The following is a 15,878-nucleotide window of genomic DNA, read 5'->3' as shown; positions in this document are numbered from 1 at the left end:
TCTACTATTAGAAGTCCACTATGCTTTACAATCAAAATCTCGCTGAACGTTTTCCAAAAGGTAGGTTTGCAATGTGGAGCGTTTACAGCTTCACTGGCGCATCTATTTTAGCTTCAATTATTTTCTCGTTATTGTTATTCCTGTCTATTGATGACGACCCTGTCATGCAGCTTTTGTTTGGTGGCTTAGCGGTAATTTTCGAATTAGGTAAATTCTTTGCCTGGTATGAAGTAGGTGAGCGTTATGCACGTAAAAACTTCTTTGGTATGTTTTCAGCTCTTGGTTTTTATGCCGTATTAGCAGCAATTTCTATTGGTGGTTCAATTGGCGGTATTAATAGTGCAACCAATAAAGCCCAAGAACATGTGCAAGTACAGCAAAGCAAGGTAAACGCGTTTAATATGCAAATTGCTGCTATTGATAAGCAAATTGAGCTTAATAATGTCGCAGCAGAAAAGTATATCCAAATGGAGCGTATCGCTACTGGTGTGACTCGTATTCAAAAAGAAAACAACATTTTACGGGAACAGCAGCAAAAGTTGGCTATGCAACGTGATAGCGTACCTGTTGTTAGCCAAGGTTCAATTGTTGGATTGATTGAAAGCTTAGCCCAGTCTTTAAATATCAAAGCTGAAACAGCCCAGTTAGGCCTAGTTGTATTCTTATCGATTCTATTAGACTTTTTTGCAGCCTTCTTTGTTGGTTTAATTGGTGAGGAAAATCGCTTTAGACAACGATTTAAAGCACAATCACAGCAGCTTGAGCCAATCACCCTTGATGCATATCGTCGTTTACATAGCGACGACTCAGACTTTATTCCACACTTTGAGCCAAAGCAATTGCCAGAAGCTGAGCCAAAGTCAATGTATGAGCAAGTAATTGATGTATTGGCTGAAAAGCGTGTTAACTGTACTAAACGTGCTGTTAGCCAATATTTAAATATTTCAACTGAAGAGGTTGATGAAATTTTTGCAAAAATGTTCGCCGCCGGTGTCGTGAGTAAAAAGCCAAACAACCACTATCAGTGGCATGGTGTGCAAGCGGAAATCAACGCGGAGGCAGAGCCTGCCTAAGTCGTTTACCACTTAATTAACGATACGAAAAAGGAAGCTAATGAATTTAGCTTCCTTTTTTTATGCTTCTTTGTCTTAAAAGTAAGCGCTACAACTAAATTGATATTTGAATAAATTCCCTAAAGCCCTTAGGATCTGGGCATCGTAAATATCAACAAGATCCCAGTTAATGCCAGCTAATCAGACAAAACATCAAGACCCGTTAACACTTTACTTTATTTATGACTCTCATTGCCCTTGGAGTTATGCCGCCACACCTGTTGTTGCTGAGCTGATTAACGCTTTTGACTTTTCAGATCTACATTTATTGCACTGTGCTCACTTTAATGGCTCAGATGCACCGAAACAGGCGCAAATAGAGCAGGTTAGTGCATTAAGCAATATAGAGTTTGGTGATAGTTATTTGGCACAGAGTAAGAAGAAAGCGTCTTCTGTTAAAGTTGCTAACTTCATGTCTTGGGTACAATCAAAACAAGCAGATAAAGAGTTTGAGTTGTTGCAAGCGATACAAAAGCAACACTTTGTTGACGCGAATCCTTTTGAGACTCGTGATAATTTCGACAAGCTCATTAATCAATACAAGCTTTCACCATCAAACAAAGTATTTAAAGATGCACTAAGCCATGAAGCCGAAAGTGTATTAGCAGGTATTGCTGAGATAGGTGAAGCAATTGGAACCAATGCATTCCCAGTATTAGTAATGACATCTGGCGATCAAGCAATCTTTATCGATCACTCGGAGCACCTAGCCGCTCCAGAGGGCGTTGTAGCTGCAGTACGTGAAGAACTCGCTGCGTTAGCATAACTCGGTAGCTCTTGTGCTAGAAGTGCTACTTGGTTAGGCTCTAGTAGTAAAAGCCCTTGTATTAAAATCGCTTTAAGCAAAGGCGTTTGTAGCGTAGGTGATGGGAATAACCTTGGGATTATTCAAGGTTATTCTGCTGTGAAATATTTTGATCGGTAAGACTGGTGATTATTGCTAGTTGTTATAGCAAAGCCTGACTAACGCAATGTAAAACATCACCAAACAAAACCACTTCAAAACTAATAGACTCTCTAGCATACAGTTACTCCTCAGTTACCATTAATCCCACTTTGTCATTGTTCAAGGCTAAGTAAAAATTTAGGCTAACAGCCTTTAGCCGAACGTATCGCAAACTAGTTTTGGGGTTAATCTTATACTGATTGGTATAACTCAATAGCGACTCTAAAATGCCAGTGTATAACCCTTATTAACTAGCCAAATATTCATGTCTTTTCAGACAGGTTTAGTATAGCAAATAAAGGTTAATCTGAGCTGAATTTAATTGATATCTAATCAAAAAATATTAAGAGTTTTTCTTCGCATAAACATGGATATAGCGACCTAAGGAAAGGAATGGTTCCTGACGACAAAGTTTTTGCTCCATTGCCACTATTTCATCAAAACTAAAATGTCCCATATCATGATTTTGCATATAGTCATGGAAAGTGCGCACGCCCGTTTTACCTAAGATCTCAAAACCGGCTTGCTGCAAGCATTGATAGACTAATTCAGGCTTAATGCCTTGCTGGGGTTGCAGTTTAAACCTTTTTCGATGCGGCATACCTTGCTCAATATGTTTAAGATTGCCACAAATAAGATTCTTAAATAGCAGGCCGTTATAGTTGTAAAACATAACTGAAATAATCCCGCCCGGTTTGACCTGCTCACATAAGGATGTCAATGCCGGAATAGGTTCTGCTAGCCACTCCATTACCGCATGAAACAAAACCAAGTCGACAGGCTGGTTTAGGTGATCTGAAACATACTGCACTGGACTATGAATAAATCGATATCGTTCAAGCAAGTTATTATCAGTAATATCCTCCTTGGCTAACGACAACATTTCGCTCGACAAATCACACAAGTTGACATTGTGGCCTAAAGCCGCAATTTTTTGTGAAAGCTGTGCCAAGCCACCACCAGCATCAAGCACACTAAAAGTAGGTTTAGCCTTTAACTCTCGCAGTGCTGGCTCTTGATGTGGCAGCTCTTGCTGACTGCCAACGGCGAGCTCTTGCAAAATAAGCTCAATATCTTGCCAAACGACAGTCTGCCTTATTTCACCTTTTGCAGTGCCGTAAATACTTGCTGCAAACTTATGTGCTAAATCGTCAAAATTTCTATCTTGTTTCACTGCAGTCTTCTTTGGTTATATATTGGCTATTGCTTTTCCCGGCTGTGCCTCACTTAGAAAGCCACCGGTTAAAGAGTACTAAAATATGCGGCCGCGGATTTTCTCACAGCAAGCTGTAAATTTAAATCACCTAGTGCGCAAATAACGACAACGGATTAGAACCAATTAACGATGAATCTATTTTTTACTTTGTTTGACAGTAAATCCAGGGGAGCTTATGCTGGCTCGCGTGAATTAGTATGCAATTAATTGAATGAAAGTTAAAAATATCTCGAGGTTATACTTTTCTGTAGTCATTTTGGGTGCATTTCTACTCAACGGTAGACTTGTTACGTTTTGGCGGCCAAGATTACTTTTACTCGCGCTCAAACGGCTCTAAGCAAAAAATTTGGTTATTGGGGTTAATATAAAAAACATCCTTTGAACCATACAATTGGCAACACTAGCGGGTCTAGCGTTGATCCATTAAAGCCAATACCTAAAAACTTACAAAAACTGCTACTAGCTACAGATAAACAATGATGCATAAAGGATTAACCACTCATGAGCGTAAACATTAATTTAGTCGTTGAAGTCAGCAAGCAGGTAAACGAGCAAGAGGTCGTTGCACTTTATAAAGCCAATGCGTGGTCATCAGCAGAGGTTCCTGAAAAACTGCTCGCAGCACTATTAAATTCAGACACATTGGTCACCGCAAGGGTGGATGGCAAGTTAGTCGGTTTAGGTAATGCGATTTCTGACGGGCATCTAGTGGTTTATTACCCACATCTGTTGATTCATCCAGATTTTCAGCGTCAAGGTATAGGCCGTCAAGTGATGGAATTAATGCAAGCTCATTACCATGGTTTTCACCAGCAGATGCTAACCGCCGATGGTGACTCTACGGCTTTTTATCAATCATTAGGATTTGAGCGAGCGGGGCAAACCGTACCTATGTGGGTTTACTCAGGCGATGAGCATTAGCCTAAGAGTATGAAGTAGCCAAATTCATCGTGTATAAATTGATAACTAGGCATTTTGCACAGCTTCTAGTGATAAGCGTCTAATGACACGCATCAAATAACAAATATCTAGTAACCAGCCAATAAAAAAAGGTCCATTAAGTGGTATCGACCATTTACGCAGATGCGCGGTTTAGTCAAACAACTCAATGGACCTTTAATGCTTATACAATCACTAACATCATCAGTGAAGCGGATATAAGCACAAAAGTTAACGCAATTAGCGGCGGAAAGTGACGTCTTCAGTCTCAGCTAAGTGAATTTGTGTTTGCGCTATTTGGGTTTGGGCTAACACTTTACCCTGGCGCACAGAGTAACGTACTGGTACTTGACGACGAACCGCATCGAAACCGTTTTCAGCTGGCAATACCAATAGGTTGCCAGGCTTGCCAAGTTCAATACCGTAGTTGTCTTGAATATTTAAAGTACGAGCAGACTTATTAGTGATTAGCTCTAAAGAGTTGTTGATTTGATCGTAACCCATGATTTGGCAAACATGTAAGCCCATGTGCAATACCTGCAGCATATTAGCTGTGCCAAGCGGATACCAAGGATCAAAAATGTCATCGTGACCAAAGCACACATTAATGTCAGCAGCTAGCATCTCTTTAACGCGAGTGATACCACGGCGCTTAGGGTAATCATCAAAACGACCTTGAAGATGGATATTCACTAGCGGATTTGCCACAAAGTTAATACCTGACATACCAAGCAAACGGAACAATCGCGAGGCGTAAGCACCATTGTATGAATGCATTGCTGTAGTGTGACTCGCCGTTACGCGCTCTCCCATATTGTATTTATGGGCGAGGGCAGCTACGGTTTCAACAAAGCGTGACTGCTCATCATCAATTTCATCACAATGTACGTCAATCAAACGGTCATACTTGCGCGCAAGCTCAAACACATAATGCAGCGACTCGACACCGTATTCGCGGGTAAATTCAAAGTGTGGGATGGCACCAATCACATCAGCGCCTAGTTGTACTGCTTCTTCAAGTAACTCTTTACCATTTGGGTAAGATAAAATACCTTCTTGTGGGAATGCCACAATCTGAATATCGACCCAATCTTTCATCTCTTCTTTAACTTCAAGCATGGCTTTTAGTGCAATAAGAGTTGGATCCGACACGTCAACATGAGTACGAACGTGTTGAATACCATTAGCTATTTGCCATTTAAGAGTTTGTTTTGCGCGAGCCTTAACATCTTCGATAGACAACATAGACTTACGCTCGGCCCAGCGCTCAATACCTTCGAATAAGGTGCCTGAAATATTCCAGCTCGGCTCGCCCGCGGTTTGCGTCGTGTCTAAGTGAACGTGTGGCTCACAAAATGGAGCAACCGCCATTCCGCCTTCACCGTCAATAACCTGGGTTGAAGCATCGTATTGCAGCGCTTCAATCATAGGACTAATCGCTTTGAACTTGCCGTCTTCAATCAACAATTGTTGCAGGCCTTCGTGACCTTTAAGCGTCACATTTTTAATCAACATACTTGCTGATGACATGGTGTTTTCCTTATGCATTGGTTGCATTGTTACAATCTGATTTAACTGGCTGTTGCCCAGTCACACGTTATAGTACTTCATCAATCAATAAGTAGCTGATTGCACCAGCTAATACCGCATTGATTGGTACTATGCCCGGTAATAAGTGACCTGCAAGCACGCCAATCATCACACCGCTAATTGCCGCCCAATTAACAGTTGAGAATTTAGCGCTAGTAAAGTCTTTATATTTTTCACGGTTACGCAAGTAATCCGCAATGATGATCCCGCCGATAGGAGGAATGGCGGCTGACAAAAAGGTCAACCAGCCAACGAAGTTATTATATAACCATAGTGCACATAAGGTGCCGATAATGCCGTTAAAAATAGACAGGTACTTACTTGGTAAGCCGGTAATATTTGAAAAACCAAGACCAGAGGCATAAAGCGCATTGTCGTTAGTGGTCCAAATATTAAGACCTAAGATGATAATCGCTGGGATTAATAAGCCCTGAGCAATCATTACTTCCGAGATATCCGCTTGGCCTGTTGCCGCTGCACCTGCTGCGCCAAAGACAAACATTAAAGAGTTGCCAATAAAGAAAGCGAACATAGTGACAAACACTGCGGTTTTAGGGTTCTTACCAAAGCGTACAAAGTCTGCGGTTAAAGTACCGGCTGAAATGAACGAGCCGACAACTAACACTAGCGCGGTATTAAAATCGATAGGGTTTTCTGGTTCAACCGCCATTAAGCCTTGCATGCCGCCCATAGTGTCAACGGCTTGAATAACAGAGAAACCACCAAAAAGCGCAATTGCAGGAACAGCAATGGCTGATAGGATCATAATGGCGCCAATGCCGAAGTAAACAGTGAAGGTCATGAGTAGACCAGAGATGATAATGAGGAGATTTGTATCGATGCCAGTAGCTTTTTGAACCGGAATAGCAAACATTGCCACGCCAACTCCAAACCAACCAACTTGAGTGCCACCAAGAAGTAGCGAGGGTAACCAAGAACCTTTTAAACCGAAAGAGTAACGAGCGAGGAGGTGAGTTGAAAGCCCTGTTTGAGCGCCAATATAACCGAGAAACGAAGTGTAAATACCGAGAATTAAATTACCAATGAGAACCGCAAGAACAAAATCATTAAAAGAGAGACCAGTACCGAGTGTGCCACCTGTCCACATACTCGCTGAAAAAAAGGTCAGTCCCAACATCACCATCGTTAGGGATAAAACACCTTTACGTGCCGAAATAGGCACCGGGCTTAAACTGTAATTATTATCGCTTGCCATTTATTGTCCTTGGATTAAATAAAGAAAATACACGGCTTACCTGACAACGCACAAACACCAGCAATACTGGGCTACAGCAGTTACTCGTCAGGCAAACGGCGCGTAGTTTAGTCATAAACAAAAACGAGTCAAGCTATTAAACATGCTAATTTACTAAATAAAGATGTACGTAAGTATCACGTAAATACTAAGCTGCATTTACGTTGCCATCATAGTGCAGTAACTGTTGATGGTAAGGCTAGTTTGTAAGTTGGAAAGCCGAAACAATCAAACTACGCCACAGATGTTGCAATAAGTATCAAGGCTCAAATTACTAGTTCTAATTTATGCTTCAGCCCCGTTAGCTCAAAATTCAAGCCATTTTTACCCGATAAAATGCAGCTTAAACACGCAGCGAGATACCATAAACAGCTTGCTTACGTTATATTGAAAACAACAGACATACCTTCAGATAATCTAAGACTACGCTATGCAACAAGATGCTTTAAAAGAACATATTCAGCTTTGGTTAAATAGGCCCATTGAGACTGGCGCAGTACGCGAGTTACTTAACGCATCGGTGGCCATGGCATCTGATATCGGCAATATAAGACCAGAAAATCAAGATCGGGTTGTCTGTGTACAAGTTCAAGTTTCAGCATCTAAGTCATTTATTATAGGTGTATTGTGTGACGGCATGGGCGGAATGGCGTCTGGTGCTAACTGCGCAAGCCTAAGTATCGCCACATTTTTAAGTAGCTGTATCAAAAACCAATTAATGCCTATTGACCAGCGGTTAATTACTGCTGTCGAAGACGCCAATAATGACGTTTACACTCTTTATAACGGTAATGGCGGCGCAACGTTATCAGCGTTTATTTTTGATAGCGATGGCCAGTTTGAAGCGATCAATGTGGGCGATAGCCGTATTTATGCCAATTTAGCCCATGGAATTAAACAGTATTCAAAGGATGATACTTTTGCAGGGCAAAATGCTGATGCTGCTGGCGTGCATTTAAGCAAAGGCTTATTGCAATTTGTGGGTGTTGGGCCTGACATAAAACCACAATTGGTTACGTTTCCTAAGATCCGCCAAATCAAACGCCTTATTTTAACCTCTGACGGTGCTCATTACATTGAAGACAGCACCTTTAAGCAAATTCTGAATCAACGAACATCAGCAGCCGAGCTGTGCAAAAGAATGATTGATGTCTCTAAATGGTGCGGTGGCTTTGATAATACCTCGATTCTAATCGCTAATGATGTATTAAAGATATTCGCCAATACTGAAGAAACAGCCATCCCGATAGGCACAGTTAAACTAACCGATGCATTTGGTGAAGCTGAATTAATACTCGCTATTGCAATTTAATCTCTAAACTCTTTTATTCGCAGTAGTATTTGTATTCAAAGTAGATGTAAAAAGCTTAAAATTCATAACTTAAAAAATATTGAGCAATATATTTTAAGTTATGATATCTTCTGCCGCCGCAAAAATACTGATTTCTCGCCTTCATATTTTCTTATTTTTGGTACATAAATTTCAGCTTCTAATACATTGCACTAATTCATCGATGTAAGGTTCAATGGCGACATGCTAAATTAAACTTACTAACAGGTTAACCGTATAGTCTAAAAATAAATCAATGTGGGGCTAGTGTAAAAGTAGTTTTGTTTTTGTAAAAACTATGAATATCTTGAAAGGGTAACATGAATAAAAAACTTGTAGTAATCGTAGCAGTAGCAAGCATCTCAATTACTTCTATAGCATCAGGTTCAATACTTGAAAGCGCAATAAAACCCGGTAAACAGTTGAGTCAAGAACCATCAAAAACTCCTGAGGCTGCCCAGACAAAAAATGTGTGCCTGCGATATTGGGCGGTAAATATAGATGGTAAAAAATGTGTAAGGGGGGAGGTAATAAGTAAATGAAAAACTTAATTATACTCACAATAATTTTCACGTCACTCTCGGGTTGCTCTGCATTTAATGAAGGTTGGAATCGTGGATTAATGCAGTCAGAAATGGAATCCTGCGATCTTTTACCTACCAATAAGCTAGTAGAAAAATGTAAGGTTGATATTTATACTAAGTATAATCCAGATTCTAGCTTAGAAAATCCAGTTGAAGAAGCAAAGCCTAAATTGATGACTAATGGGTTACTAAAATGGCCAGATGGAACGACTGAAAGAATATATTTCTCTCCTTCACACAGAGCTGTAACAATTTTTATTAATGAAGACACAGTAATCTTAACCATTAATGAATCAACAATTGGTGCGGACTGTTTGGAATATGTTGCAACTATAAACTCTAATAATCTATCACTTAAGTTTTGTTATGGTTCTGAAGTATTATTTTATAGCTCTAATGGGGTTAAAGCGTCCGGTGAATATATAACAGACTCAGGTTTTAACATTAGTCCCAAAAAAGCTAAAAGCTCAACTCAAAATAGAATTAGTGGAAAAGCTGAGGCTATGTACAACTCGACCCTTGCTTGGGATACAGGTGTTACAGAGCGAGCTTTTGTCTCACCATCGAACAGGACTATATCACATTATATTGAGGAATCAGGGCAAAACCTCGTATTTACCGTTGATGAAGCTACGATTGGCAATGACTGTCCTAGATATCACGCAAAAATCCTGAAAAACAATAACTTAGTTAATATCGAAGCTTTCGTTTGTTTTGGTTCCGAAGTATCTTCTTATGCAATAACCGCAGCAGGTGAACGTATCGCTTTATCAGCAGGAGTTATAATTAAGGATGATAAGTCTTCAGTTATACCTAAATCGACATCAGAGCTTGAACAAGAGAGAAATAAAATAGCCACGCAAAAGGCTAAAGTCCTTGCCGATAATGAGCTTGAAAAAGAGCATAAATATCGAAGAGTAGAAGCCGAAACAAAAGCTATCGAGGCACACGGAAGTAAAGAAAGTGAAAAAATTGATGCCGTTAACGATGCAATAAGAAGCGTCGGTAAAGGCTTTGAAAATCACGGAATAAAATAATATATATCGAATACAATGCAATATAGGCGCAGTTATTTATTATAAGCTGCGCCTTTTTTATAAAACACCATATTTAACATAATATACATTGTACGCATAACTATGGCACAGTATCTGAATCATCGATAAGTGGATATGCTGACTTGTTTTCTGAACAATTAACGCTTTATCGATTATTACCAAACTCGCCACTAGCTTGGTAAATATCCAGTCGCTGCGCTTCATTGAGTTAGTTGCTTATCAATCCTAACAAACACTTTAACCTTGTTGCTAAGTGTTTTGTTGCTCAACATTATATATGGTAACTGTCATTCAAATTGAGAATCTGAGTCACCGGAGTTTGGTTACGTACATCGATACAAAGCTTTCATTAACGCTATCGAAGTTTTATCTAGGTTTAAATATGCAATTCTGAGCTAAGCAAATATCCGTGGCGTATTCAGTTGCACGTAGAATTTTTGATGGTACGAATTTAAGTCTTCAAGCTGGTACCATCCTAAAATGATGCGACTTAATGGCGAACTCTGTTTTACAGGCAGACTTGACCTGATAACTCAAGTTCACAGTGATTAGTTAACTTAAGTCAAAACACCCAAAAACAACCACCAAACCCAATATTTAAACTGTCCGCTACGTGAAATCTGATGAGCTAAGCTCGGCAAACTTTAAAAGTAGCCACACAGCGCGCCATATCATTTCTTCAAAATCAGCTTGGAATCTTATTAACTTCGATTATTAGTCTTTTGTCGGTAGCTAAAGCTCGATAACTAGAATAGCTAGAGTTGTAATTTGTTGAATGCGTTATCAAGCCTTTAGGTCTTAGCTTGCTCTAATTGGTCATTCTAAGTGATCATACTAAGTGTTAGTCAAAGTGCTCTAGATGCGGAACACAGACTTAGTCGGACCGTTCCGATTGGCTCAATTTGCAGGAACAAACATAAACCCAACTAAGCCAATTCAGTATCAAGGTAAACTTGGCAATAGTTATCGACATAACTAGAGTCAAGATTAGCGTCGTTGCTGTTTCTATTGTGAGTAAGCCCGGCTTTAATTCAGGAGCTTACATTTTATATAGGAAAACGCCGACAATCTGGCGGTTCTGCCGCCATCCAATCTAACTTTAATAGACTTTATACCGCGTCTAAATGCAGTTCCAACTCAAAAAACACTACTAAAAATAGTTATAAAAACTGTGATTATCATGCATAAGCACATGAGCAAACAACATAGCTACGAAACAATAATGTCAAAGCATACGTGGTTGAAAAAGCCCTTTTTAGTCAAATGCCGATAATGTCACTTATCGGCATTAACTGGTATCCAAAAACCATAACCAGAGCAAAGACAAAATCAAGGTCAAAGCCGAAGCCAGTAGCAATCTATACAGCAACAAACTGAGTTTATATAGGTAGCTACTTACTTAGATTAAGGTATTGAGTTTAGAAAAAAGATTAAAACAGGATGGTTAATTTGGAAAAAGGTTAAGGATTCAGATTCTGAGGTGGAGTTGAAAACCATCTTAACTATTCCCATATAAACAGTCAGTTATGTACACCAACAAGGTATAATCTTTGTTTATTGCGAGCATATGTATCGAACATTATGAACGTTAACTATCTGCTCCATGCCCTAGGTTTCGGGGCTATCTGACCACCCTGCTCACCTTGTTTTCATTAGTTTGTATCGATAGTTCTTCTTACCTCTTAACTCATCAACTCCGTATACCTTGCTGTTCCCTACTCCATTTTAATCGCCATTTATAAACTTTAATCGAGTACAGATGCTCGGGACATAACAGTATAAGATAAAGACTTACCGTCTATTTTAAACATGTCTTTTATCTCACCACACTTCTCAAATCCGCTGCTTATATACAGTTTTTGCGCCGCGATATTATTTGAAAGCACCCAAAGATCAACAAACTCGATTACAGGTTGAGCAGCCACCCACTCTAGCATTTTGTTGATTAATTGCTTGCCGAGCCCTCGTTTTCGAACTGAACGATCAACGCCCATTCCCAGTAATACTCTATGGGTTGTATGGTTTTCTGCATGCGCTCTAATATCGATGTGCCCTACTATCTTTTTGTTTTCATCGAATGCTAGCCAAAGACGTCGCCAGCCTTGTTGGTACATTGCAGTGTTAATGCCTTCAGAAAAACGTGATTTCATTGCTTCATTCACAGATGATTCTGATTTAGACATAGGTTGAAAAAGGTGGGTATCGCCAACACCATTGTCTGACAAATGATCATTAAGGTAAGTAAAAAAATGTTCTAAATCACTTTGAGTTGCTTGTCTTATGTCCATATCACTCCTTTTGATTACGGCTTTCTAGCGCCCTTTTAAGACGCGGGGTTAGTCAGAATGTGTAATTTTATAGTGTCTTTGTACATTTTTAGTGATTTTGCCCCATTGAGATGATTTCACTCTCGCTTGATGATTATCAAAAGCAGTTTGATTTACATATTCCTCGTAAACATTAAACGTATTAGGATTAGATTCGTCAGGTGTCACACTAAAAGTTATACATCCAACCTCCTTTAAGGTGAGGCTTTTATGGGTACCAATTCGCGACTGACTATCTCAAGGTCTGAATCAGCTACGATGATAAAACCTTGCAATATAACCTTTGCCAATACTGAACTCCAAAACGTAAAAGGCTGAACAAAATGCCCTTGCCTGTAGCATAAACACGCTACCACAATCTGAACCTGATTTTGAACATAAACCTAAACAAGAATTACAAGTAATTATCGCTAACTAGCTTGAAAAGCACCGCTAAGCTGAATGTCATACTGCAGAAATAGTAAACAACTGTTTAGTCATAAGAAAAAGAGTTTCGGAAAATGAGTTCCGAAAAATTAGAATTCGGAAAAGCACCAGCCATTGTATAACCCCTAGAGCACACGCCAACCGATGGAATACGATTGGCGGCATATACAACACCCGCAGCGATTGCCACGATTGGAAGATAATTTTTAAGCATATTGTTTCCTCTAAAGGATGGTTAACGCTTCACAGCGTGCTTCATTTTAAGTAGACGACGCCTCACGGCGTGGTCTGATATAAGATATGAAGTCTTTTAGGAAGATGTACCCGTTAACGAGTTTTTAGTGCTTCTATATATTTATTACATTCCTCATTTACAAACTCTGGAACTAAATGATACTTATTAGGATCCAGTTGAGATATATTGTCATTCTCTATATGGAAAACTTCATTTATATATTTCTGAAGGTAATTATTATCTAGGTTCACACCATCCGTTAATATTCTAAATATTTGAAGCTTTTCATAATCGTTAGTAGCTAACTCATATAGTTCAATCATTAACTCATCAGATGTCACAATATTAACACACGCCTGATAATCAAAATCTATTATTATTGATGATATTCGTTTAATCCCCTCTTGCACATCCTCAGCAGACATTGGGGACAAATCTTTATATAACGGTTCATTTCGCCTGTGAGCAATATTTGAAATCAAATGATAGGCGGAAGTTTTATCATTAATAGCATCTAGCTTTCTTCGAAGATAAATAAGCTTAATTATTGGGCTCACGTCTCTTTGTATATTCTTATCACAAACCTCAATAAAAGTAAGTACATCAGACTTTTCGATTGACAACTCTTTTAAGTGACCTTCTTTACTATAAATATGATGTGCTTTATTTTTATCATCAAGCGGAATAATCTTGAAAAAGTCAATTATTGGGTCGAAATCATGAGTAAGCATAAGTACTGTGGCGTTTTTCAATGAGTTACTTTCCACAAACAACTTTCTCATAATTGCGTATTTCTTATTCTTATCAAAGGATGATATTGGGTCATCTAGTACAATTAAGTCAGGCTTTTGCGATAAGCACTGATACATAAACAAAAGCATTGCGAAAGCATTTTTTTCACCATAGCTTAAATGTTGCCTACCTTCGGGAATACCAATTTCTAAATCCTTATGCTTGAGCTTCATAGGGAAGTTTTCGTTTTCACTATCGAAAAACACCTGATATCTATAACCGGCTTTTTCAAGAAACTGATTTATTTCAGTTTTGTACCTATTCATTAACTTATTAATATAACTACGTTGCTTCCCAACATTTATCTGAAGGTTCATTACTTCTTGTTTTATATCTTTTAGAGCTTGATTTATCCCACTTGTTACACCAAGTGTTTTATCTGACTTCAAATGTGGAATTAGTTCAAGGTTTATTTCAAGTTCTGATATTTTATCTATAACCTTTATATTGTCAGTAAAGCTCATGTAATTTAATGAGTTCAAATCTGCCAACTTATCCAATAATAAATCAATTTGTTCCTTTACTTGCTTTAAAGTTAGTTCTTCTTCTTTAGAAATCCCAGTTTTATTTTGAACTATAGAAATAATTTGTTGCCGTGATTGTTCAGAGAAGTAATCACCTAAGACTTCAATCGTATCCAATATACCAACTAAATGTTCGAATAGCTTAGGCTCATATGTACTTGCAATTTTTTTTACGTCTTCCTTTTTATCGATAATTTCAGTCGCACAAAATGGACAACATTCATCAATATCTAAAAAGTCATTCCCTTTTGCCTGCCATGTTATCCATTGGGTGTTAGATTCGCTTGTAATGAAACTAGTATATTGTGATACATCATCAGGAATGTTATTTAATTTATTTCCCTCCGATAGTGACTTAAAGAATTTACTAGCTTTTGATATACCGCGCTTAGTAGGTTTTTTACCAAAGGTTTCGCTTAATTTCCTCAAATCACTAGTTACGGTCTTAAGTTCTTCATTTTGTTCAAACTCTGCTTTTATACCTTTAACAAAGTCTTCAATTTTATTCGGCTGCAATTCAAACTCATCATCCTTTATAAAGATCTAAAAACTATTTTGAATTATTTCGTCTTTTTTAAAAGTGAAGTTATTAATAAAGTCTTCATCAAAAATCATAATAGATTTAATTTCATCAAGTCCATCTACAGATGGCAATATCGCTTGTTCCTTACTATCAGCATGTTTAAAAGGCTTCAGATTAATCAATTGCTCAGGGGAGTTAACTTTATATTGAATTGCTTTTGCTATGGTACTTTTCCCTGTACCATTTATTCCGTATTTAACATTCAAGGCGTTTCGGCGGATACTAATTTCGCCACTGTCAATGCTGTTGCAATTCTCTATTGTTATATTTATCATTCTTAGCCTCACGTTAGGTGAAATCATACAACTTGAGTATGCATTGTTTTACCTTAAATCACTGATTAAGTTGAAAAATGTGAGACTTTAATCACAGTTAGTATTACATTAAATCCATTTGACTTTTAGTGCTTTAATTCCCCCCTCCTAACTTACCCCGTCACATTATCCCGTTCAACATAGTCCAACGGCTTGAGTCCTGTTACCTCTGACACATGCGCATCTAGCTCTTTCGCGACCATCTTTCACTTATATTTCTGGCTTCTTTTACTTTCTATTGTTCATTAGACGTTTGAGTCGCCCTGTTCTGAATAAGGTCGCATTAACTCTTAACTAATAGCCATGGCGGTTTTATCCGATTCCGCAGGGCGTTGCGTTAAGGCAAAAATGGGTAATAACCACGGGCGCGACCTTTACGGATCAGTAGCTTTCATCAATGTGGATCTTTACTGGGGTTGGTTACGTCTGCGGTTTCTTCTGCAACTACGGAGGCATTAAAGCTATCGAAAGCATAACGCGCCGACTTTACATGGGAGAGATCGTATATCGCATTGCTGATAGCCGGCTTTTAAGAGTAATTACACATACCCACGCTAGTACAGTGTGAAACTTAAGCTTTGCTAGAAGTGCTGTTCAAGCTTCTAAATCAGGGACGATTTTGTAGAGCCTATAGGGATATATTTACG

13 protein-coding genes are annotated in these 15,878 nt (G+C 38.7%); 6 read left to right on the top strand and 7 right to left on the bottom strand.

Translation table 11 applies throughout. The features are described from left to right. The first annotated feature begins 20 nt into the window (after positions 1–20). Positions 21–1,073 carry a Preprotein translocase subunit SecY gene (locus MSG37_RS19180; protein WP_248472274.1) on the top strand — a complete coding sequence of 351 codons (1,053 nt, stop codon included), beginning with the start codon at positions 21–23 and terminating at the stop codon, positions 1,071–1,073. Positions 1,074–1,242: 169 nt separating this feature from the next. Further along, entirely contained in the window at positions 1,243–1,878 is a 636-nt protein-coding gene (locus tag MSG37_RS19175; protein WP_248472273.1) for a protein-disulfide isomerase, read from the top strand. Positions 1,879–2,401: 523 nt separating this feature from the next. Here MSG37_RS19175 and cmoM read toward each other — a convergent pair. Further along, positions 2,402–3,232 (bottom strand): tRNA uridine 5-oxyacetic acid(34) methyltransferase CmoM, encoded by an 831-nt coding sequence (gene cmoM / locus MSG37_RS19170; protein ID WP_248472272.1) that lies wholly within the window; start codon positions 3,230–3,232, stop codon positions 2,402–2,404. Positions 3,233–3,775: 543 nt separating this feature from the next. Here cmoM and MSG37_RS19165 point away from each other — a divergent pair. Then, positions 3,776–4,195 carry a GNAT family N-acetyltransferase gene (locus tag MSG37_RS19165; RefSeq protein WP_248472271.1) on the top strand — a complete coding sequence of 140 codons (420 nt, stop codon included), beginning with the start codon at positions 3,776–3,778 and terminating at the stop codon, positions 4,193–4,195. Between the two features lie 258 nt (positions 4,196–4,453). Here MSG37_RS19165 and MSG37_RS19160 read toward each other — a convergent pair whose 3' ends face one another. Further along, positions 4,454–5,743 carry a cytosine deaminase gene (locus MSG37_RS19160; RefSeq protein WP_248472270.1) on the bottom strand — a complete coding sequence of 430 codons (1,290 nt, stop codon included), beginning with the start codon at positions 5,741–5,743 and terminating at the stop codon, positions 4,454–4,456. A 67-nt stretch (positions 5,744–5,810) separates the two neighbouring features. Then, positions 5,811–7,019: a cytosine permease gene (gene codB, locus MSG37_RS19155; protein WP_248472269.1), complete on the bottom strand. Its 1,209-nt coding sequence runs from the start codon at positions 7,017–7,019 to the stop codon at positions 5,811–5,813. A 469-nt stretch (positions 7,020–7,488) separates the two neighbouring features. Between codB and MSG37_RS19150 the strand changes: the two genes are divergently transcribed. The 3 genes from MSG37_RS19150 to MSG37_RS19140 all read left to right on the top strand — a co-directional run bounded on the left by MSG37_RS19150 (position 7,489) and on the right by MSG37_RS19140 (position 10,009). Continuing rightward, positions 7,489–8,370, top strand: coding sequence for a serine/threonine protein phosphatase (locus MSG37_RS19150; RefSeq protein ID WP_248472268.1), 882 nt, complete (start codon positions 7,489–7,491; stop codon positions 8,368–8,370). A gap of 338 nt (positions 8,371–8,708) precedes the next feature. Next, on the top strand, positions 8,709–8,930 hold the full coding sequence (locus MSG37_RS19145; RefSeq protein ID WP_248472267.1) for a hypothetical protein: 222 nt from the start codon (positions 8,709–8,711) through the stop codon (positions 8,928–8,930). Continuing rightward, positions 8,927–10,009 carry a hypothetical protein gene (locus MSG37_RS19140; protein WP_248472266.1) on the top strand — a complete coding sequence of 361 codons (1,083 nt, stop codon included), beginning with the start codon at positions 8,927–8,929 and terminating at the stop codon, positions 10,007–10,009. The genes MSG37_RS19145 and MSG37_RS19140 overlap by 4 nt, the downstream gene beginning before the upstream one ends. Before the next feature lie 1,766 nt (positions 10,010–11,775). On the opposite strand, the gene MSG37_RS19135 is transcribed toward MSG37_RS19140, so the two are convergent. The 4 genes from MSG37_RS19135 to MSG37_RS19120 form a co-directional block, all read right to left on the bottom strand. Then, positions 11,776–12,318 carry a GNAT family N-acetyltransferase gene (locus MSG37_RS19135; RefSeq protein WP_248472265.1) on the bottom strand — a complete coding sequence of 181 codons (543 nt, stop codon included), beginning with the start codon at positions 12,316–12,318 and terminating at the stop codon, positions 11,776–11,778. 48 nt (positions 12,319–12,366) lie between these two features. Then, entirely contained in the window at positions 12,367–12,525 is a 159-nt protein-coding gene (locus MSG37_RS21395) for a hypothetical protein (RefSeq protein ID WP_348984465.1), read from the bottom strand. A gap of 585 nt (positions 12,526–13,110) precedes the next feature. Next, positions 13,111–14,850, bottom strand: coding sequence for an AAA family ATPase (locus tag MSG37_RS19125; protein WP_248472264.1), 1,740 nt, complete (start codon positions 14,848–14,850; stop codon positions 13,111–13,113). A 27-nt stretch (positions 14,851–14,877) separates the two neighbouring features. Continuing rightward, positions 14,878–15,192: a hypothetical protein gene (locus MSG37_RS19120; protein ID WP_248472263.1), complete on the bottom strand. Its 315-nt coding sequence runs from the start codon at positions 15,190–15,192 to the stop codon at positions 14,878–14,880. Positions 15,193–15,878 lie beyond the last annotated feature (686 nt).

This window comes from Shewanella sp. 1CM18E (assembly GCF_023161665.1).
In the GTDB taxonomy this organism is placed as follows: Bacteria; Pseudomonadota; Gammaproteobacteria; order Enterobacterales; family Shewanellaceae; genus Shewanella.
Note: the sequence above shows the minus strand (reverse complement) of the source record. Positions and strands in the feature narration are given on the sequence as shown.